The sequence below is a fragment of the Paenibacillus sp. FSL H3-0333 genome, from assembly GCF_038002805.1.
GTDB lineage: Bacteria > Bacillota > Bacilli > Paenibacillales > Paenibacillaceae > Paenibacillus_AQ > Paenibacillus_AQ silagei.
Genome location: NZ_JBBODG010000001.1, coordinates 3,584,643 through 3,606,645, shown reverse-complemented (window position 1 = coordinate 3,606,645; position 22,003 = coordinate 3,584,643). Strand labels below are relative to the sequence as shown.

Sequence of the window (22,003 nt, the reverse complement as noted above, 5' to 3'; positions counted from 1 at the left end):
TAGCCATCACCTACGCTGTCTGCTTATCAGTTTCTTTATTTGGGTCAGTGTCTTCCTCTTCTTCTTTATCAGAATTGTTCACATCAAAAGGCATACTCATAGCAACCTGTTGCCGTTTTACTGCTTCATCTTTCTGTTTTTTGACACGTGCGATTTCTGCTTTAGGGTCAGTAACAAAAGGAAGGAGAGATAACAAAGTTTCATCACTAACCTTATCAGCCAATTTATCAATTAGATCGGCAATTTCTTGTAAGTTAGCAGGTAGTGAACGGTTGATAACAATCTCAACTTTAGACACATCAAATGCTTGTTTCGCTTTAATCTCAAGAAAGTTACTAAACAATTGTAGACGTTCACGTAATCCCTGAGTAAAGTATCTAGCTTTTTCTGCAACTTTCCATTCTAGCCCTAATAGCTTAAACTCCATAGCTACACCAGAGCTGTTACCTGCAAAGTTTTCATCTGTTAGATTAGGGATACCACTCATTTGATGAATATCATTTGCAATACTTTTGCGCAATACTTCGATTTTTGATTCATCATTTTGCTTAATTAGCCAATCTGCATCGGCATCATCACCTTGAAGACTCATAATTTTATACTGTTTAAGCAATTTGACACTTTCAGATACTTCTTCATCATTACTACCAAAGTTAAATCCTTTAACTTTTAAAATAGCATCGGCAAATTGTTCCTGACTATTTACTCGGTCAGATTGCAGTGCATTGTATCCATCGATTAGACTAATCACATCTTCAAAGTCACCTGTACGATATTCATTATTCCAGTACTCAACAAGTGGAACTCCTTTAAAGTATTGGTTCGTTGTTTCTATCAATTTGAAACTTGCGCTATTGATATCTTTACATTCATATGTATGCACTTTAGTATCTGTATAAATTTCAACAATGTGATACTGGATTACATTCTGTATGTCACGAACAGAGTAATACCTACATCCAAAAATTGATTTATAGTCTACTGTATCATCTACAACAAGGAAAGATTCTCTTGGGTCAATGCAAGTAACTTTGGGAATTACATTGCCATTTGCATCAGCAGATAGATAATATAACTCTCTTGCTTCACCAAATACACTTAAATCTTTTCCCATTTCCATGTCATGAGAAACGACATCATTCTTTTTGAATATATCTTTGACAACTTCTAGATTACTGTCCCCATTGTATTGAATGGGGTTACCTAGCATATAACTTGTAGCATTCTCACTAATCAGTTTAGCGTGATTGATTACCAGTTTATTATTGGGCATATTTAAAGCTACACCATTATTTCTTTCTAAAATGGCATGTTTGCCTCTATAATATTGATCCAGTTTATTCAATCGTTCATTGCCTTGAATGTGCTCCTGAATACAATATTGCAATAGTACAGGATCGATATTATCTACATCAGGAATTAAACTCCTGTTACGTATAATTGCCATAATTCACCCCTCTTTATCTAAGCCCCAGTTTTCTTTTATCAAATATCTGAACGGTAGGTGTACCACCGCCTATTTCATCCTCTATTGCATAGCGCAATGCATCTATTAAATGGTTATCTTTATCTAAAGGCACAGGAAGACTATTACCGCCTTTATCCTCTTTCCATTTATACTTAGACAATTCATTTTTAATATTCACGCAATTGACATCTACAATAATCTCTAATCCTCTTAAGAATCTAATACCAGCCTCAATCGATCCTGGACCTTTCTTAGCTGATATTGCCCTAATCCTATTGTTATTCAACTCTTTGATCGTTTTAGGTTCTGCACTGTCACAGGTAATAACCCGATTGCCAACATGTGGACGAATAAGGTTAATTAGTTCTACATTGGTTAGATCATTTGCGTACTCTTCACCGAATATATACAGTTTCTTTCTGGACTTATCATAATGCACATCTACTAATGCATTCGGATCATCAGCAAATCCAAAGTCTAGGCCATGCCTAATCTTATCAAATGACTTCTTAAGTTCAGACAAATTCTCAACTCGCCAATTCCTAAATATAACGTCACCAAGTACCCCCCAATTACCAAGGGTATATACATTGTGATACCATTCATCCTTTTCATTCTCTAAACGGTACACATCATCATCAGTTAAGAATTTATTATCTTTGTATGTAGTCTTTAATATGCTAACGCCATCACGTTCAACATATTGTTTATCATCTTCCCATATATCAAAGTATTCTTTGTATATCCAATGGTTTTGGTCTACCGGATTGAAGCTGAGAGTTATACGCTTCACAAACTTACTCTTACCTCTTAGGCGCTTCTCCAGTTGTTTGACTGCTTTATATTCTGCCTCTGTTGCTTCCTCGACCCATACATCAGTTAACACACCATCTATAGGAGTGATTGACTTAATCTTTTCTGTATCATCCAAACCACTAAACAAAATTTGCTTATTATTGATATTGCACGTGATAACAAAATCAGATTTATTGATATCGAAGTAATCACTCATTCTTAGCGCACCAATTGCTTTAGTTATTTCATTAAAACAAGAACGTTTAATACTACCTGCTGTTTGTCGCACTATTAGATAATTACGTCCTTTTAAAACGTCTAATATTACACGTTGAGCAAGGGAATAGGATTTACCACTAGATGAACCTCCAAAGTAAATCTGTGTGCTATTAAGATTGCCTATTTGATGTTTAAGATAAACAGGATTAAATAATTCGGGATCAATTTTAAGTATCATACTTATCAACGCCTATTGTAATTTCAACCTCGTTATTTAGGCCACCAGAAAGATTAAGCTTATCATTGAATATTCCTTTAGTGCGTCCTAACATTTCAAGGGATTTATTAGCATCAGATAGCTTTTTTGATTCAATGGCAAGGTTATATACTTCCTTCATTTGTTCAACGATCCATTCAGCAGTGATATCATTCTTCTTACCTATTTCATCTTGTCTCAATTTTATAGCACCTGCTATTTCAGGTTTGCTCAAGTTTTCATTGCCAATACTATATGCTGTCTTTTTGCTGTAACCCGCACGAATAGCTGCTTGTGTGGCATTGAAGTCAATCATATATTCGTCTATAAATCGTTGCTGTTTGGCTGTCAATGCCATACGAAACAACCTCCTTCATTTGCTAATCTTCTAAAACTATTGCAAACTGTCCATTAATATTGGTCAATAAATTAACCTCTAATTTTTCCCAGTATCTACTAGGCTTTTTGTTGTATGAATAAATTTCAGCATCTTCCTTGAACTTTTTACTTGCCAATGCATAAGCCGTAATTTTATTCTCAGCAATTACAATGCATCTGATTGCAGAGCCTCCAGTATACCCGTTAAACACTTCATATAAATTCATTTACTGATTCCTCCCACAGAAAAATAAAAGACGCCAACTGGAGTCAGCGCCATTCATCGAATTCATCAACAAATGTAATAATCCCTTTAGCATCAATAACGTAACGTCTGAACTCTTTGCCGCATTTCATTATGTATACTTTATCAGTCAATATTTACTCTCCTTTGATTTAAGAAAAATAATAAACTCCATGATATGATAATCAATAATATTTTACATTTATTTACTTATATGTATATACTTTTAGCAGACATTTGAAAAGTTTACTTGATTTTGCTTTAATCCAAATAATATAGTATGTCAAATTAAAAATATACAGAGAGATAACTGTCACTACTTAGCTATGCTGTTTGTGAAGCAACCTGTTCGGATATCCTTTGCATACAGTTTTCTCTCTCCATATACAAATCTTTAGTTTAATAAAAAATCCCTTGATATATAAGGATTTTCCGCCTATTTCATGAATAAAAAACTTACTTTTTCTTAAACAATATAATAAAATCATTATTTTTAGTTTTAAAAAGCAGGTTTAGAGAACGAACTTTTGCGTTATCAACCTCACTATTTAGAATACTATTCACTAGAGCATACATCGTATTTTTATTAATTCTACGTTTACTTAATGATGCTATAGCTTCTTCAGCTAATAGATTGCGCTGCTGTAATAATTCTTTCTTTTCTTCATTGCTTACGTTTCTATAGTGAGTGTGTTTAATGTTGTTGCTATATTCATTAATGATATCTTCAATAGCATGCATCTGCTTATTATCTGCCTTACCTGCTTCAGCGCGGAGTAGTAAATCCTTTATCTCTACTGTTTCAGAATTTGATTCAGCATAATCTAACCCTGTAAATGCATTATAAAGATAATCCATAGGACAACTAAACGATACTTTTTCATTCTGCTTCATTTCTTTGACTTTTTTATTACCTGTTTTGGCGGCTTCTTTATTACGTACCATCCACCAGTAGGGCTTATAAGGCATCATGTTTTCAACCTTTTTAGCATTAGAGATTTGTAGTTTAACATCTAAATCAGGCATACGTTTGGCTAGATCAATGCATAAGCCAGATAAAACAGTCATGCACTCTAACTGTTTCCACATTTGTGTGGAATCCTTACCTGTCCTTACTGCATCCCAAGCATTGCTCATTAACAACTGTGCTACATTGGTCACCTGACCAATATACAGTTGACTATTTGCTAGATGGCTATCAATCTTAGCCATATTTTTGTTATCCACTATATAGCGTTTAGTATCAGTACCAATTGTGTTATAGCATACTTTATAATTGTCTTTGCAATCTCTTGCCAGTTTAACAAGTGTAGGATTGTTGGTGATCAACAAAGAATCTGAATCAAAATCGCTCCCTGATAAGATTTGACAAATTGGAAACCCAATGCTATTTACAATTACTATGTTTTTGCTAAGGTCTGGAAAGTACTCTCTGATTTTTTTAGAATCAGTATTTTCTGCATATAGCACGTTAGCTGGTGAAGTATGTGGACTCCGAAAACCACAAATATATTCTCCAGGTTCAAACATCTTAGTGTATACTTCATTCCCCTTAAGTTCCGTCTGACTCTCTTTATACTTACCAATGGCAGCATCAAGCATTTCACAAGGGTTGCCCAGTAACACAGCATAATCAGCATTGCGAATTTTAACCTTCCCCATCTTAACCCTTGCTACATAATCACTAATTTCAGTTGCTTTCCACTTCCGGAACATACTAGTCCCTGCAAACTTAGGGTTGTGATTATAAAGCGAAACCATCATTTGGTTACTGTTAGTTATATCAGATGTCTCTTCTGCATAGCGTAAAAAAGCATTTAAATCATTTTTGAGACTCATAACGTAGTTAAGTTCATATTTTACTAAATCGCCTAGTTCTTCATTGGTACATGGTAAACTGTTGATGTATTGATAACTCATTTGCTGAATCGGTTTTCCATCCTCATCAGCACCTAATCTACTAGCTTTCTCACCTTTTACTACTCCAAATAATGAACCTTCAGATTTAATAAGATCGCACCAGTAATCCCACATTTCTGCACTTGTGCCAATTTTATCAGCAAACTTCAAAAATTTGAGGCTGCTTGGAGTCGTGATCATATGCACATCTTTTGCAAAGATTACATTTCCCCACATATCAGATAATTTCCAAGTATTGAAATCAAAACACAGCTCTGCTGCTTGATCCTTAAGATATCGCTGCACACCAGAACGAAAACAGGCTGACTTGAAAAAGTGATTCCGCAATAGCATCATTGATTTAGTGTCATAGTAATATGATTCATCTAATAAGGACTGACCATCCCACAGTATCTGCTTAATTGTTGTATTGCCCTCTTTACTAACAAGGCTGTCTTCATCCTTAGAAATGATATTAACATCGAGATTAAATGCACTCACAGCGTCCTCAATAACAAGTATATTCTCTGGCTTAATTTTGACCATACTGCTAATGCTGCTTCCTACGAGTGATTCATACGCCAGCAAAGATACATAATCCTCTTCGCTTCCATTCCTAAACTCCAACCCCATACGTGACCACATAATCATTGAGTCGTAAAGTGATTTTCTGATATATAGCACTTTGCCTGTTCTAGACTTTGCAGTGCTGCGTTTATAAACTACATACTCTATTTCCTCTAAGATTTCTCCTGTATTGTAGTCAATGTATTTGATATAGAAACCATATTCGTATAACACATCTCTCAGTTTTTCAAGTCCAATTTCTTCATATTCTTCATGAGTAGCAAGGTCTATATTTTGTTCCAAATGATTAATATAGTCTCTTTTCTTGATCAATTTATCCTCAATACGCTTTCTATCTCTTTTTTTGTTTAAATCCATTGTTTCAAGTTTCGCAATCTGCTTTTGAGTGTCAGCAATCTTGTTGTTTAATGTATTAACAATATCAGTACTATTTCTAACTTTTGTTTTAAACTCTACGTTTATCAAGTCATTAGATCTGCGCTTACCTCTGTTGTTAGTAATCACTTTAAGTCCATTCCTAATCAATGCCTCTAGTTCCAACGAGGATGGTATCATGCCAACATATTTTACATGGAGAGATTTGCTTCTATGGTTATGGTTGTAAATTGCACTTGCTTCGACAGATGGAATATAGACTGGTGGTTGTACGATATGCATGTAATTCCTCCGATATTTTATTATTTTTTAGTTAATTTAATATTTTTTCATCCTCCCGCTCCTATACCTTCTAGAATCAATTCTAAGCTTTAATTCATATGAATACTCTTATTATCCAGACCTCACCTGTAACATTGGTACAAAGTATCCTATTAGCTGTGTGTGGATGTTAATGTACATAAACTATAATGAAAGTTGCATTGAATCCACTGGTTCAGTCTTTACACAATTCGTTATGCTATAGTTCTCTCTTCCACAATCATCATATGCATATTCCTCGTCGTTACAAGTGTGTAATTCATATACCTCGTTTAAGGTGAATCCACAACTATGCTCAAAACATAAACCAACAACTTGAACAAATCTACTCATTAGCATCCCCCTACTACATAAATAAATTATATTGTTATATTTCTTTTATAAATTGTTATGAATTTCCTGACTTGCTGCTTACCCTACAAATATACTCTGATAGGAACAAAGGTTCAGATTATACATAAATCAATAAGGAAAATGAAGCTTAGAATTGATGTGGGAGCGTGACATATACATAGCGCAAGCAATATCAGCGTAATTATGTCTGTACTTCTCTTAACTTCCTCTTCATTTCTAATCTTCGTTTAGTCAAATCAATATTTTCTTCATCACCTGTACATGTTTGGATATAATCCCCCTCCCAAACCTCATCCTCACGCTTCCCAGCGTTACATTGTAAGAATAAATTGTTTCTATATTCTGAAATAATAATTTCCATTGCTTCTGAGTACTTATGATTACTCAAGAGACCGATTACATAATCCTTTGTTCTGGCTAATGATTTCTCAGACATGAATAGGTGTCCATCATTATCATAATATCTAACCAGATTGTTGAGTCGCTTTTCAACAATGCACTCTTCATATGTACCTGAATATCGTCCATCTTTATCCCCTATTCTTAATAACATATCATTATCACGAATGTCATTAGGATCAAAGGGTAAAATTTGTTCGTCTCTTCGAATAAGCGTATGGTTACTGTCACTGAGAATTTTAATTTCACTCTGTTCTCTGTCAAATCTTTCATTTTTCAAATCTTCGTATTTTCTCTTTGATAATCGTTCCTCAGCCTCTTTTATGCCCTTGTTCACAGCATAAACAACTTTATCATTTGTTCTGTTTTTGCTGATCATACTGATTTTCTTATCTGCAACAGCTAAAAATTCTTCATTGTCTCTTTGAGAAACATATAAATCATAATCTGAATCATCCAAGTTTCCGGATTTCCAATGTCCCCATCTTATAACTCCCTTATCTTCGTCAATGTCTAGAGGAATATTGTCAGATTCCCCTTCAACTACAGAATCAGAATTAAATGGATCTGTTTCAGTATCAGGCATAACTTCTGGTTCTAGTTTCTGTCCAATGTACCATTTAGTAGGATGCTGTTTTACCCTTCCTTGTGAATCAATATATTTGTCGCCTTCAACATGATAAATCTTATTATCCAATTCCATCTTACTAATAAGATGAACTCCTGTATTTTTAGAAGAATAACCTATTAAGCTACTCCAATGATCTTTTGATTTCTCAAATCCCTTGTATCTCTTTAGATATATCAGCACAATCAATTCATCAATGTGATTAACCATGTTCCATAACGATAAATTGAACTGTTCATACCCACCTTGTAAATGAGGAAATTTAACTGTTAGCTTTGAATTTGCTGATATTTTGTTATTGTAGTTCAATATAATTACTTTCTTATCAACTAAAGATAGCAAAGTCTTCTTAACAAGAGTGTTATTTCTGGCCTGATTAGTATCCTCATTCATTAACTTATCTTCAGCAATAATGCCAATGGTGGTAGTTGTTTCATTGTAAAAATGTGATCTGTAAGTGTACAACAGACAATAAACGTATAATTCTCGGTTACTTAATTTATAATCACCATTATTTAAAAACTCATTGTAAATAATAATGTAAGATTCGTTCATCTAACATTCTCCAGTCTCCATATTAATTAGTTTTAGATACCCATTGTCACATTGTTCAAGATGGGTTTTGTTTTTAAGGTTTTGAACTTTATCTTTAAACAATAGCGTAAGCGAATACTTAACTAACGAGCTTCTTTGTTGTTAGGTATCTTTGTTATAAGGTATCTTTGTTAAAGCACCCCAATTTCGGTATACTTTTTATACATTTTTTGACCATACTATGTATTAAATCTATACATTTTTTGACCTTCACTTGTATAAAACTATACATTTTTTGACCATTGTATATAATCTATACATTTTTTGACTTGTAGTTCTCTATACACTCTGATAAGTGATCTGTCTGTTGAAACATCCAATATTTCTTATTGGAGTTAGGATTGATGCCAATTCCATTGTATTTAATTCCATTTTTGATTATGTACGTTTTTAATGCAGGGTTATAACAATAGAAAAACTCAATATTCATTCTAATCCTCCGTTCCCGCTACCACTAGGCAAAAGGGGGTACATTAAATAATAAAAGTATCATTATATTTGGCTTATAGATCACTTCATTGACATCCTTAACAATCCAAGCATTATTCACCTCCTGACTGTAGATATAGAATATCATTTAAAAATATATTTGTATATGATTATTTTTAGTTTATTAGAGAGTCCGTTAGGTCGTGGATGAATTCTCCACGAGGATAGTTAGGTCGTGGATAGAGGTCGTTACTTTTGTACTTCCAAATTCGGAACCACAGCTTACCCGACTTATTTGGGGAACCCTAATAAAGGTGCAGTAAATTTGCTGCTCCGTTACTTATTCGGGGAACCCCGATAAAGGCTAATCATAATGCACATACTTTTTCTCGAATTCGAGTTAAAGGCCAATCATAATGCACATACTTTTCCGAGATTTCTCGATAAAGGGTATTGGACAAATCTGTCCATAACCTTCTGCTTCAACTATCTTGAAACACGATGGTCCAGATGACGTAAGTTTAACATACCCTGTTTAGAGGACCAAAATGCACTCCAACTTTCAAGGATGTCCTAACTTGGGACCCCCTTTCTATTATCCCTTTTTGGTAGAATAGGATTTCCGTTTTGGCATAATCACGAACCCTGAAATTCACGATTTGATAATAGAAGCCCCCGACCATTGGACGGACGGTTAATTTATTCTCCACTTGTGGCGAAAGCACTGATCTGTCTTATCCGATATTTGCGGATGTCGGCAAATTTGAGACCCCCTGAATCAAGAGGTTAGAACATTTGACCAAAACTTGTCAGAAGTCATTTTAATATGGCGATTCACCATAAGCGAAGACGACTTCGTATTTCTATTTCTACAAAACGTAGAATTCCAATGTAGACAAAAAAGTCCTTATTGAAAACATGAACATTCTCGATTGACAGATTAGTCGTATGAGGTTTGGTACGTACCAACGCCTATGAATTGATTAAGAAATATCTTATTTCTCCTGACTTGGATCGTCTATATCCAATCTCATTTGATCTAAATTATAATCTCTTCCTAAATACTGACGATTTTTTATTTCCTCGATAAAATGATATTTGACTTCAATATCTGATTTATTGACTTCAATACTTTTAATACTTTCATTTACTAATCTACATACTAAATCTTCCCCGAGGCCAATAAGTCTAAAAAGAAATTGTTCCTTTGGAAGTCTAGATAACGTTTCTTTATTAAATGTTCCATATTGTATAACCTTATAATGTTGAGTGCTTAAAAAATCTTTGAATTCGTTTATTTCTGCGGGTGACATTCCGTTGGTATACTTGTATAATTCATCTGAGTTTGATAAATAAAAAACATTATCCTCATTTTGAAGGAATTCCTCATAGTCAGATTCGATCCATTTGACAAATAAACATACATTTTCCGCCAAATCCCAAAGAACTGTCGAAAAGAATCTTCCCCAGTTATTATTAAAAAGTAAATTTCGTTTAGAAGTTACTTTGTCAATGAGACAATAATTTACAATGGGACTTTCCCAAATAGGCAATCGACTATATTGAGTTGGTTTAAAAAAGAAACTAACAGGCACCTCAAAATATTTAGCTGCTCGTAATACATGTTCAAGTGTTGGATATGCAATTCCATTAAAGTATTCGTTTATTTTATTTTCTTCAAATCCGATCCATTTGCCAACTTCAAGACGATTATTCTTTAAATTATCAAAACATAATTGGCTTATTTTATCGCCAAAACTTGAAGCAGTAAACTCAAACTCACCTTTTAGATAATCATCAAACTGCTTCAATTCCAGATAACTTGAGTTTTTATTTTTTTCTATTACTCTTATTTCTTCTTCTGAAAACTCGTATGAAGAGGCAATTTGTAAGCGTCTTACAAGATCATTCAGTTGGTCTTGGTTAGCTTTAATACTTCTTGTCCCTCTTCTTACATAAATAGCATCTTGTTCAACAATAACACCTTTTTCAGATGAGAATGTCTTGGGTGATACACAAATTTTGTTTAAACCATTAATTTTTAGTATGCCAAGCCTTTTAGTCTCATCTTCATTATCATTAAAGTATAAAATCCTACAATCAATTGAGTAGCCTAAAGAAGTCTCAATTTTTTGAACCAACTCTGCTTCATCAATTTCCACCGTAACACCTAAAAGATTATGCGTCCTATCCTCAACGCCAAGTAACAAATGTCCCCCTTCACTATTTGCGAAAGCTAATATATCCTTTAACAGTTCATAAAATTTCTTCTTTTCAGAGATGGTTATTTCTAATTTAAAATCCCAAGCATTGTCTTCTCTACCTTCATCTAGTATCCTGTAGAATGATTCTTTATTTAACATCATTCTGAGTACCCCAATTCATCATATCTCTTCTTTCTTCTGAAGAATGCATAGTAAATTTACCAAAATGTATCCATTCTGGGCCAACAGTCTTAGTGAATAGTCTACTGTATAAATCTTCGGTATGAACCTCAAAATATATAGAATTCAAATCTAAATCATAGCACTCTGCATAAGTACTATGTGCTGGATTTGGAAAATTGTATTTGAATTTATCATTGTATTCAGGTTGAAAGTATCTTATTAGAGCTGCTTCTGTAAAATTTATCTCTTGCTGTTTGGTAATTGGAGTATTAATCACAGTATACATATGTTCATCATCTTCTTCATTTGTTGTTCCGTATTTTTCTTGCGTACCATCGAAACTCGTTATCAGGATTTGTTTAAATTGTACTAATATGAACCACACTTCCTTATCAGGAGTCTTACTTATAATATCAAAATAAATTTCTTGAAGTGTTGAGTGTGACAATAGTCTATTCGGAGCAGTTCTTGCACCTTCTACTCCATAAGATTGACCTATATATTTCACTTCAAGATCTAATGCTTCATGTCTCATATCAAACATACTCATTAATAATGCCACGCTAGCGCTTGAAATAATTTCATTATTTTCGTTGAAAAGTTTTAAAGTAGTATGAGGATATGGACATTCAAATCGAGCAACTTTACTTAAATAACTAGGCACTTTAAATGGTACTCTATCAAATCCCCATTCTCTTTGTATAAGAAACTCCCCCTCAGACGTACCTTCTAGAAATTTAAGAGTATTTACATCCAATGAGATTCTAGGTCTAGTGCATATAAAATATATGTGAACTGGATTTTCAACCCCATCAAAAGTCTTCAATTGATCTTGCTGCATCATAAATAGGGCTTCACTAAACATATTAAGACCAAACTCAGAAAAATATTTACGAATGGACATACTTATCGACACCCCTTCTATAATTATCTAAGCACTTTTAGCGATAGGTCAGAGTTCAAACATTACTATATATAGTATAGAAGAAAAAATATTATTTCATAGTCGCGGAGTGGAACAGATAGGGGTATATAGTGAGGATGAATTAGGCATATGGATTTAAAGTATCCCCCCTACTATCGACAATACGGATAACAATACTGTGTAGAAGGATGTGCTATGTGCCTATAGTATAAAATAAATATGGAAATGGATGTAAAATAGCCCCCCATCTCCATGAATTTAGTCACAGGTTAGACATAATCTCACCTTATTAAACTAAAAATAATAATATATATTGACTATGCACGGTATCGGGTGTATAATAAGAATATAGAAAGAGAGGTGATAAACATGCTAGAGACAATCAAATCCATATCATCAATTGTCCTGCCTTCACTTTCATTCCTACTCTCCTTGCTGGTCTTCATAACCAACGAGAAACGGGCTAGACGGAAGGAGAAAGAAGAACAACGCAAGACAGAACAAAACGGTGCTGAACTCCCGCCAAGAAGTACAAAGCACCGTTAGGAAAGCAGGCTAAGGGGAATCCAATCGGGTTCCCTTTAGTCTTATTATACATTATACCACATTTAACATTGTCAATATGCAATGACTTCATTGCCCGATAACGGGCTTTATGATACAATGGATATATAAATATTAAACATATAATGTATTTATTTCTATTATAAAATCCATTTGAAGGGAGTTGAACACTTGAAAATTAAATCAAATCAGATTGTTTATTTGTTGTTGATCCTGACAGCGGTGATACTATTCTTTACTATTGAATTGAATACACTTAGCGTTACCTTGCTCATACTAACCATATTGATTAGTGTTGTTGGATTAGTACGGTTCTCACAGTACAGTAGAAGACGATAGGGGCTTATAACAATGGATAACAATCAGGAGAAGCACAATCAACTTAATACAATCCTAGACCAGCTTATGACTACAGAGGAAGCATCAGAGTATTGGGGCTTGTCTCAGGACCATGTTAAACGCCTATGTGGTGATGGTACGATAGTAGCTGATAAACGTGGTAAAACATGGCTCATACTTAAGGACCAAGACAATCCTAAACAGAGAGAGCGTGACAGTAAATGAAGCCTGTAGAGGGCTTCTTTCTTTGTATATGGGTATGTAGGATAGGCGTATGAGTAGGCCATACAGTGAGCGTACAGGCTCTATAAGGCTTTCTAGCTGTTTTGGGTACAGAATTCCACACATATGTGGAAAATAGATCAGTAGCAGGAAAGTAAGCGCTTATACAGCAATTTTATGCATAATTATGAGTAGAATATACATGAAAACAAAAAAAGAAAAAGCCTTATCTATCAAGACTTTTTCTATTACAGTTATGGTATCGACACGAATAACATTAATCGCGGAGTAGAAGATATATATTGCGCACAATTTAATTTATACAAACTCAATCATCATCTTTTAATGAACCAAATCTGCTTGAAATTGAACCTATTTCTTCTCTCGCTTGTCTCAACTCTTCTTTTGTATACTTCTTCAAATCCATGCTTAATAAGTGTTCTTCAAACTTTTGCAATTCTGACTCTGGAGCATGTAACATGAAACGTTTAGACTGATTAACAAAATCATTTAACTTTGTTACCATTACCTCACCAGTAACTATATTGGTAATATCGACTTCATTTAGCTCAAACGAATCATAATGTAAGCTTACTTGCATTCTACTAAACTTATTATGAGACAAAACATCTATTAAATTCTCAATTGATTTATCATCCGCAATAGTGGACACTCTAATCAAGTTTTTCATATCTAGATTCGCATAAGGTTTTTCATTAAATAAGAGTCCACCGAAGAAAAAAACAACCTTATCAAACTTACAATGCAATATAATTTGTCCATTATAAATATCTGGTTTGATGACATAATAACCATTTTCATAATCTGTTCTTGTTACTTCTATCTCCAACTTCTCTAATACCTTGACTATGTTTTTGTTGATTCCTTTAATAAAAGTTGGCTCATACATCTGTTGAATAGTTGAAGGAGATATCTTACCTTCATCCTTTACTTTTGCAATTGCTTCATTAAATCCCTTATCTGCAAGCCATCTCATCATAGCTCGTGTAACAACAAATTTATCCTTGATATTGTTTATTTGATAATCGTCCATCTGTTGAATGAATGAGTAGTACAGCTTTACTTGATCTTCAACTTTTTTAAATATACTTTCTGAATATTTCTCATCTAAATAGCCTTCATAATACTTCTTCGCAAGAACACCGCATTCAATAAATGGTTTCTCTATAGAGTTGGGAATGATGATATCATATCTGTTCGGAATTCTATTCCATGATTCTATTATTAGGTCAATACCATTTATCTTCTTGTTGATCTCAGCCATTCTTCTAATCTTACGAGCATTCTTATACAATTCTGCTTTTGATTTACCATGTTGCAAGAAATCTATATCCGCAAACTCTTCCACACAATCTTTACCCACATTTAAAGTATTACCGTTAAGTCTATTCTTTATATAATGGATGTATCTATTTTTTGTACCACATAACCCACAGCGTTTCCTAGCAACTTCTCCCATATCTTCAACGGGGAATAATACATCTTCATTTCCTTTCCATTCCTCTGAACCTTGCTTAATAATAAATGGGACAATACTAGCAAACTCATCCTTTAACTCCTGTGGTACACGTTCAACACCAAAACTTTCATTTGCCACAAGTAATTCACTTAGCCAGGGATAATCCTTTGTAACCTCACTCTTTAATAATAGGTTTCTTTGTTTCTTCTTAACCTTAACTTCTAACATTAAAATCCCCCTTACATAACTAAGATATGTGGCTGTACATGAGTCCTGTAGTTTAGTTAAAATTTTGGATTTATAGGACAATGTACTCAATACTATTGTAGCATATTTTTCCAAGTAGAACACATGTACTAGGAATATTTTGTCGATTTTTATCAAAAAAAAGACCATCACTTTAGTAAGTGACAGCCCGGTTACACGTTATTCATTTATATCAATATTGATAATGCTATCCAGTTACCACCTTTAGTACGTACATAAAGAGTTCCATTTAACAGCCTACCCGTTCTATACCTCTTCACTGTATCCCTTCTCTCCTTGTAGTATTTCCACTACATTAGATGTAACAGGCCGAACAGATACATTTCCTTATTATTGGCATGCCGCTCATATATCTGTTCAGGTGTTACTTGATATTCTTCAATTCGTCTCATATGTATTTCACCTATTTTCTCCACCAGTAAATGAGTTAGCGCTCCAACTGGATCAACTTTAAACCAGCCAACAAATTCAGATAGCGACAATTTATATTCACGCATCTTGTCTCTTCTCATATCGCTAAGTATGTAACTTATCTCTTTCCTGTCTATATTCTGTTTACAATCCAATCCAATAGCCTTTGTCATGAACTCGTAAATATCATCTTGTGTAAGTAATACAGCTTCTAATTCCTCAATTAAAATAAATGCGTTAGGGTCAATGTTTAAAGCTAAAGCAACTTGTCGAATAGTAATTCGTTCATTCATCGTTGTTATCTCCCTTTTTATTGTAGTTTGTTGGTTTGGATACATGGGCATGACTAAATTGAGGAAATAGTGTACATTTTCCTTGATGGGTGATAATATTAACTTGTTCGTTTAACGAACAGCTCCCTAATGACAATATACCACATGTCCGTTTAACGAACAAGCATTAAATAATAAATTTGGGGGTATCTAAATGTTCAAAGAAGGTAACGAGAAAGATTTTATTTTGTATTGCAAGCTTGGCGAACTACTTGAAAAGTACAACATCTCTACCAACAAACTCTCAGATGACATAGGCCACAGAAGATCAACAATTATTGACCTTTTACATAACAAAGACATGGAAAATAAACGTATTCCAGCTTCACTAATAGTAAAATTATGCAAATATTTCGACATTACTCCTAATGACCTATTTGAGATAAAGCAAATTAACCATATTACCAATGAACCACCAAATGAATAGAGTACATACTGTAATACTGTTCACAGCTTACATAACTCGTTGTAACGAATGACCAATGGTCTGAAGTTCAATTATACCGACACAAAGAAAAAGCCCTGGGAGCGTGTCCAAGGGCTTCTATGCATGTCTATAAGTAGACCTTTACTTAATTTTTTATATCTAAGATGCTGTTAAATATTTAAGATAGAAAAAAACTTATGAATTATCTCATTCCGACACAGAACTATTTTAATTCTTCTTAGTAACAACTTCCCATTCTTTTATATTCATATCTTCCACTAATAGAATACCGCACAATCTCCATTTACTCATTTCTTGATCCAGATAAATAAAATATTGTGCATCTGGTTCGAGAAAAAGTTGCTCAAACAATTCAGAATTAATCAGAATCTCGACAACTTCAATAAACTTATCATTTTCTTCTACAGCTTGGGTTTTCCATGCTGAATGCATAATTTGCGATATAAGAGACATAACATTCCTCCATTATTCAAAATATTTTTTGGGTTATGTTTTCTCTTATATGGGTCTGCGGCAAGCCGTTAGCCAGATCCACCTCTACTCCGATCATTACACCTTCAATACCATACAGGCATGCGCTATGCATTTTTCCGTACACAAATAAGCACCTCTTCTCCAGAAATACACCCGCAACGGGCGTTCGTTTCCAGGAAAAAAGGTGCTTCCTCTTTTTCCGTAAGCTCAATTACACTCAGTATACCTAAAACCCTACACAACATGCAAGGTTATTGCGCATATAGTGCTGCACAAAAATCAGCTTTTAATCGTCTTGCATAAATATGCACCTATGACCAAAGAATCATTTTATTCAGCCTTCTTCACTGGCTACCACCGAATCCCTTATCTGTTCAAAGGACAGCGGGGTGTAATTCCAGTGCTCCACACAAATATTAAAGTGATGATTGCCCTCATATTTCTGTCCATGAATATGACCGTGCACATTCACGTAAGGCATATGCTTGTTCATATACATCGGCTCATGCGAGAGCAGAAAAAACTCCTTGTATATCAGCGGATACTCACTGACCTCATCAAATCCGGCTTCCAGCCACCAGCCCCGTCCGCGTCCACGGTCATGATTGCCAAGAATCAGTATTTTGTACCCGTTCAGGGCAGACACAATGCTACGGGTATCCTCTTGATTCCTGAAAGAAAAGTCCCCCAGATGAAAAATCGTGTCCTCCTCTCTTACGACTGCATTCCAGTTCGCAACCATCACCTTGTCCATCTCTTCCGCACTGGCAAAAGGCCGCGATTCAAAATCAATGATCAGCTTGTGGCCAAAATGATGATCTGAGGTAAAAAATTCGTTGGACAAGATCGCTCCCCGCTTTCGCTAAGTGCTGGATTGCTTATTCATTCCACTTCCGTTTGGCTCCGCGCCGGTTCACATCCATTTGTATTAATTCCGCCACCGGCGGAGCTTCCTCGTGTTCGATCAGCCATTTGCGCATTTCCTTAATGGCCTCCACTTGCCCGTTACCCTTGTCGCGCCAGGTCAGCAGCTCAATCACATTGATGACCAGTGACAAGAGGCTGCTGTTGCTGTCTTGGGTTTTCTCAGCACGCATCTTGTGGAATAACGCTTCATTCTCCCAGTCAATCAATATCTCTTCCGCTATTGCAGGCCGCATAACGGTAAATGTCTTATTACAATTACTGCAGCATACAACGGATAAGGGCTCTGCGCCAAGTTCCGCTACTATATTATGCTCACAATTTTGGCAAGTAAAGCTTACCTGTATATTCATTGATTGATTCCTCATTCCGGCAGCCCTCCTCATGGTGGCATTAAAAGTTACACTAATGTTTACCCACTTCTTTTGAGAAATGACCCATGAAGTCCGGCATCTGTCAAGGATAATTGTTAAATTTTACCCGGTTTTTGCAAAACAGAGACAGCTAAAAGACTTCCCGGAGATGCCGCAGGGAGGCGATGCTTAAATCCGGCTGAAGCTGTACAGCAATCACATCAAAAGCAATTGCAGCCGGCTGCAGTCCCTGCATGTGCAGGTAGACCCGGGCTGTCTCTCTCACCTGACGGATTTTGCGTGCATCGACCGACTCCTCCGCAGTGCCCTGCACGGCTGAGCCGCTCCGGCTGCGCACCTCAATGAAGACCAGAGCGCCTTCATACTCCGCGATAATATCCAGCTCTCCGCTACGGCAGCGCCAGTTATAATCCCGGATGAGGTAGCCCCGCGAAGTCAGATACATTCGGGCCGCCTGCTCGGCAGCAGCGCCTTTCTCCTGACGGGTGTAGGTTCTGCCGTCTCCGTTATGGCTCACTTCTGTCTCCGTTCACCAGCTGTCCGGTCACTCTGGTATACATAGCTGAGAATCTCAGCCACCAGCTGATAGAGCTGAGGCGGAATCTGCTGGTCCAGATCGAGCTTCGAGAGCACCTCTACCAGCGCCGCATCCTCCTGCACCGCTACTCCGTTTTCCTTTGCCTTTTGCAGGATGATGTCCGCTACCGAGCCTTGCCCCTTAGCGACAACCACCGGCGCATCGCTCTGGCCCGGAATATATTTGAGCGCCACTGCCTTCTTGAGATTCTGCGGAACCTTCTGCTCAGACTCACTCATATGCGGTAATCTACTCCTTTGTACTCCTGCGGAGCATAATCGGATGGCTTCACCGCAGCAGCGGCCACGCTCCGTTCCGGCAATGCTTCCGTACGCAGGCTGGACAATTGATAGCCTATGCCTTCGACCGCCGCCTTCATCTCCTCGCGGCGGCCCTCCAGCAGCTCCAGTACCCAAGGTTCATCGTTATGCAGCTTCAGGCTGACGATGCGGTCGACCACCTGCACATCGACCATCGTCTGGCCGAGCTGCTTCATGTCCAGATCGAACCACAAGCGGCAATTCGCCGCGTCGAGCTCCCCTTTGCTGCCGCGCCGCGACTGGATCTGGACAGAGGCCGTCTCCCGGCCATCCGGACCGTGCAGCGGCAGGAACATCGTCACCTGCGCGAACGGCGCGGTGCGGTCTGTATTCAGCAGCAGCTGCTGGCCTGTAAGCTGCTGCACCAGCTGGCCCGCGGCTTCCTTCACCGCGGGCGGGGCCTCGCTGCTGCCCAGTACCTGCAGCAGCACGCCCTTGAGCGTACCGGCGGCATCTTCTGCGCCGCCGGACGCTGCCTGCGCGGTGTGCGCCCCGCCGCCGCGCAGGATCTGCTGCTCGTGCTCCGCACCGAGCAGCTTCAAGATCCGCCCCACCCAGGGGTCTGTCCCCTGGGTGGCGGCGGGTTCCCCCTGCGGCTGCGCTGCCGCAGGGGTTGCACTGCCGCCCGCCGCGCCGGAGGCGGGCGGCGCTTCGGCGAGCTGCGGCAGAGTGCCGCGCAGCTCGGAGAGCACGCCCTGCAGCTTCGCGAGCAGGGCCGGCCCCGCAGCGCTCTGCGCCTGCGCGGCAACGCCCGCGCCCTCACGCACTCCAGCTGCGTTCCCCGCGCTTTCTCGCACTCCAGCTGCGTTCCCCGCGCCCTCACGCACTCCAGCTGCGTTCCCCGCTCCTTCACGCGTTCCTGCCGCGTTCCCCGCGCTTTCTCGCACTCCAGCTGCGTTCCCCGCTCCTTCACGCGTTCCTGCCGCGTTCCCCGCTCCTTCTCGCACTCCAGCTGCGTTCCCCGCGCCTTCGCGCGCTCCAGCTGCGATTCCCGCGCCTTCACGCGTTCCTGCCGCGTTCCCTGCGCTTTCTCGCACTCCAGCTGCGATTCCCGCACCCTCACGCGCTCCAGCTGCGTTCCCCGCGCCTTCACGCACTCCAGCTGCGCTTCCCGCTCCTTCACGCACTCCAGCTGCGTTCCCCGCTCCTTCGCGCGCTCCAGCCGGATTCCCTGCTCCTTCACGCGCTCCAGCTACAATACCATCACCTTCACCGCGCGCTCCAGCCGCATTCCCCGCTCCTTCGCCACGCGTTCCCGCTACAGCACCCGATCCAGCCGTATTCCCAGAACCTTCTCGCGCTCCAACCGCATTCCCGCTTCCTGCCGGCTCCGCATCTCCCGTTGGTACTAACGCAGCTTGTCCATTGGCACTGCCAGCAGCCTGCGAAGTCCCCGCATTACCGGTTACTCCTGCCTGAGTATTCACCCCGGCAGCTCCTCCCGGAAGAGCACCGGCTGCTGGAGTATTACCAGCCAGACCGGCATTTGCTCCACCTGCCAGCAGCCCACCCGCAGGTCTGCTATTCCCCGCAGCTTGACCTGATCCGTCGCCGTCTTCCCCTTGCTGCACCCAGACGTTCAGCGCAGTCTCCAGCTTCGCCAGCAGATCATGCAGCTTCGGTCCGAATACAGCCTGCTGCAGCCCCTTCACCGTCTCAGCCGTTACAGGCAAACCGCGCTTCACTGATATTACAGCCGCCTCCAGCCACTCTGAGGCAGGGACACCGGGAGGTTTGGCATTCATGACTGCGTCCAGCTTCGCTGCAGTCTCCTTGGTGAAGGCCAGCCCTCCGGCCTGCATCGCTTGAACAATCTCCCGTCCCGCCTTGGAATTGGCAAGTCCAAGCGACTCCAGTGCCTCGCCCATACTCTGCGGCGAGACCATAGCCGCCTCCCCCAGAGAGACCGGCTTAAGCACCGGCAAGCCGCCTTCTCCTGGTGCACCCACCTGCAGGTTCAGCGTCTGACCGGCTGCCAGCGGTGTTTCCAGTTCAGCCCGTACCGGCGTTCCCTGAATCTGTACCACAGCTTCTTTTCCGGAATCGGATACGCTTAGCACAACGCCGCGAACAACCTGACCTTCCTTAAGCTCTACAGATTTGGCCTCCCCCGCCTTGCTGTCGCCAAGCAAACCGCGAACCAGTGATCCGATGTTCATGTTGTCCGCCTCCCTTCTTTCTATTTATATCGGTATTTCGCCTTCATTTGTGATTATCGGGATGATACGCCAAGTGGAAACTGCTATGCCATCCTTTTAGAGGACGGCACCATTTCAGCGAGAAATAGAAGGATAATGTAGACGTGAAACCATACATTCTTATATTTTTAGAATAAAGACAACTGTTCCTGCTCGGCAAGAATATTGCCGATGAAGCTGCGCCGGTGCATCGGAGTTACACCCAGTGCCTTGATCTGTTCACGGTGCAGCTTGGTAGCATATCCTTTATGTACTTTGATCCCGTAATCCGGGTATAATTCCTCCCACAAGCCCTCACAGAGCCGGTCACGTGTCACCTTGGCTACAATGGAGGCGGCAGCAATCGACTGGCTGTTGGCATCCCCTTTAATGATGGCACGCTGCGGCAAGGGCAGGTCCACCTTCTCCGCATCAATCAGCATATAGTCCGGCTGCTGGCTTAATCCTTCTACCGCCAGGCGCATCGCCAGACGCGAAGCCTGCTTAATGTTAATTTCATCGATTACCGCCGCCTCCACATGCCCTAAGCTTACCGCCAGCGCCTGCTCCATAATGGTCTCATACAGAGCATCCCGCTTTTTGGCCGTCAGCTTCTTCGAGTCATCCACACCCTCAATAATCAGCCCCGCCGGCAAAATTACCGCTGCGGCCACCACATCTCCGAACAAACAGCCCCGCCCCACTTCATCCACACCTGCGATGTGACGGAAGGATTGTTCCCAGCCTTCTTTTTCATACCCAAGCATATCGATCTCACTCACTGTCTCTCCACCTGCCCATTAAAATTAAAGTAAGCTACATCTATGATCTTCCT

19 protein-coding genes are annotated in these 22,003 nt (G+C 39.1%); 2 read left to right on the top strand and 17 right to left on the bottom strand.

Going from position 1 to position 22,003, the window contains the following annotated elements:
• Positions 1 to 10: 10 nt before the first annotated feature.
• The 8 genes from MHH78_RS15810 to MHH78_RS15775 form a co-directional block, all read right to left on the bottom strand.
• Entirely contained in the window at positions 11 to 1,447 is a 1,437-nt protein-coding gene (locus MHH78_RS15810; RefSeq protein ID WP_341167958.1) for a phage portal protein, read from the bottom strand.
• A gap of 13 nt (positions 1,448 to 1,460) precedes the next feature.
• Complete coding sequence (locus tag MHH78_RS15805; RefSeq protein ID WP_341167957.1) at positions 1,461 to 2,720, bottom strand: PBSX family phage terminase large subunit; 1,260 nt, start codon at positions 2,718 to 2,720, stop codon at positions 1,461 to 1,463.
• Positions 2,710 to 3,096: a terminase small subunit gene (locus MHH78_RS15800; RefSeq protein ID WP_341167956.1), complete on the bottom strand. Its 387-nt coding sequence runs from the start codon at positions 3,094 to 3,096 to the stop codon at positions 2,710 to 2,712. The genes MHH78_RS15805 and MHH78_RS15800 overlap by 11 nt, the downstream gene beginning before the upstream one ends.
• 22 nt (positions 3,097 to 3,118) lie before the next feature.
• On the bottom strand, positions 3,119 to 3,343 hold the full coding sequence (locus MHH78_RS15795; RefSeq protein WP_341167955.1) for a hypothetical protein: 225 nt from the start codon (positions 3,341 to 3,343) through the stop codon (positions 3,119 to 3,121).
• A gap of 473 nt (positions 3,344 to 3,816) precedes the next feature.
• A complete protein-coding gene (locus MHH78_RS15790; RefSeq protein ID WP_341167954.1) occupies positions 3,817 to 6,504 on the bottom strand; it encodes a hypothetical protein in 2,688 nt (895 codons plus the stop codon).
• A gap of 574 nt (positions 6,505 to 7,078) precedes the next feature.
• Positions 7,079 to 8,479, bottom strand: coding sequence for a hypothetical protein (locus MHH78_RS15785; RefSeq protein WP_341167953.1), 1,401 nt, complete (start codon positions 8,477 to 8,479; stop codon positions 7,079 to 7,081).
• Between the two features lie 1,463 nt (positions 8,480 to 9,942).
• Complete coding sequence (locus tag MHH78_RS15780) at positions 9,943 to 11,313, bottom strand: AlbA family DNA-binding domain-containing protein (protein ID WP_341167952.1); 1,371 nt, start codon at positions 11,311 to 11,313, stop codon at positions 9,943 to 9,945.
• Positions 11,300 to 12,238 carry a hypothetical protein gene (locus MHH78_RS15775; protein WP_341167951.1) on the bottom strand — a complete coding sequence of 313 codons (939 nt, stop codon included), beginning with the start codon at positions 12,236 to 12,238 and terminating at the stop codon, positions 11,300 to 11,302. The genes MHH78_RS15780 and MHH78_RS15775 overlap by 14 nt, the downstream gene beginning before the upstream one ends.
• 936 nt (positions 12,239 to 13,174) lie before the next feature.
• Here MHH78_RS15775 and MHH78_RS15770 point away from each other — a divergent pair.
• Positions 13,175 to 13,387: a helix-turn-helix domain-containing protein gene (locus MHH78_RS15770; RefSeq protein ID WP_341167950.1), complete on the top strand. Its 213-nt coding sequence runs from the start codon at positions 13,175 to 13,177 to the stop codon at positions 13,385 to 13,387.
• A 325-nt stretch (positions 13,388 to 13,712) separates the two neighbouring features.
• Here the strand turns inward: MHH78_RS15770 and MHH78_RS15765 are convergent, their stop codons facing one another.
• Positions 13,713 to 15,092 carry a hypothetical protein gene (locus MHH78_RS15765; RefSeq protein ID WP_341167949.1) on the bottom strand — a complete coding sequence of 460 codons (1,380 nt, stop codon included), beginning with the start codon at positions 15,090 to 15,092 and terminating at the stop codon, positions 13,713 to 13,715.
• Positions 15,093 to 15,421: 329 nt separating this feature from the next.
• Positions 15,422 to 15,835, bottom strand: a complete 414-nt coding sequence (locus tag MHH78_RS15760; RefSeq protein ID WP_341167948.1) for a hypothetical protein — start codon at positions 15,833 to 15,835, stop codon at positions 15,422 to 15,424.
• A 193-nt stretch (positions 15,836 to 16,028) separates the two neighbouring features.
• Between MHH78_RS15760 and MHH78_RS15755 the strand changes: the two genes are divergently transcribed.
• Positions 16,029 to 16,301, top strand: a complete 273-nt coding sequence (locus tag MHH78_RS15755; RefSeq protein WP_341167947.1) for a helix-turn-helix domain-containing protein — start codon at positions 16,029 to 16,031, stop codon at positions 16,299 to 16,301.
• A gap of 228 nt (positions 16,302 to 16,529) precedes the next feature.
• Here MHH78_RS15755 and MHH78_RS15750 read toward each other — a convergent pair whose 3' ends face one another.
• From MHH78_RS15750 to MHH78_RS15720, 7 genes are all read right to left on the bottom strand, one after another.
• On the bottom strand, positions 16,530 to 16,775 hold the full coding sequence (locus tag MHH78_RS15750) for a hypothetical protein (protein WP_341167946.1): 246 nt from the start codon (positions 16,773 to 16,775) through the stop codon (positions 16,530 to 16,532).
• A 355-nt stretch (positions 16,776 to 17,130) separates the two neighbouring features.
• The gene (locus MHH78_RS15745; RefSeq protein WP_341167945.1) at positions 17,131 to 17,640 is read right to left on the bottom strand and encodes a phosphoesterase; all 510 of its coding nucleotides are present in this window, start codon (positions 17,638 to 17,640) and stop codon (positions 17,131 to 17,133) included.
• Positions 17,641 to 17,674: 34 nt separating this feature from the next.
• Positions 17,675 to 17,956, bottom strand: coding sequence for a hypothetical protein (locus MHH78_RS15740; protein WP_083677976.1), 282 nt, complete (start codon positions 17,954 to 17,956; stop codon positions 17,675 to 17,677).
• A 268-nt stretch (positions 17,957 to 18,224) separates the two neighbouring features.
• Positions 18,225 to 18,611, bottom strand: coding sequence for a YraN family protein (locus tag MHH78_RS15735; protein ID WP_036724640.1), 387 nt, complete (start codon positions 18,609 to 18,611; stop codon positions 18,225 to 18,227).
• Entirely contained in the window at positions 18,608 to 18,910 is a 303-nt protein-coding gene (locus MHH78_RS15730; RefSeq protein WP_036724639.1) for an EscU/YscU/HrcU family type III secretion system export apparatus switch protein, read from the bottom strand. The genes MHH78_RS15735 and MHH78_RS15730 overlap by 4 nt, the downstream gene beginning before the upstream one ends.
• A complete protein-coding gene (locus MHH78_RS15725; protein ID WP_341167944.1) occupies positions 18,907 to 21,150 on the bottom strand; it encodes a hypothetical protein in 2,244 nt (747 codons plus the stop codon). The genes MHH78_RS15730 and MHH78_RS15725 overlap by 4 nt, the downstream gene beginning before the upstream one ends.
• A gap of 167 nt (positions 21,151 to 21,317) precedes the next feature.
• Positions 21,318 to 21,935 carry a ribonuclease HII gene (locus tag MHH78_RS15720; protein ID WP_081751445.1) on the bottom strand — a complete coding sequence of 206 codons (618 nt, stop codon included), beginning with the start codon at positions 21,933 to 21,935 and terminating at the stop codon, positions 21,318 to 21,320.
• Between the last annotated feature and the right edge of the window lie 68 nt (positions 21,936 to 22,003).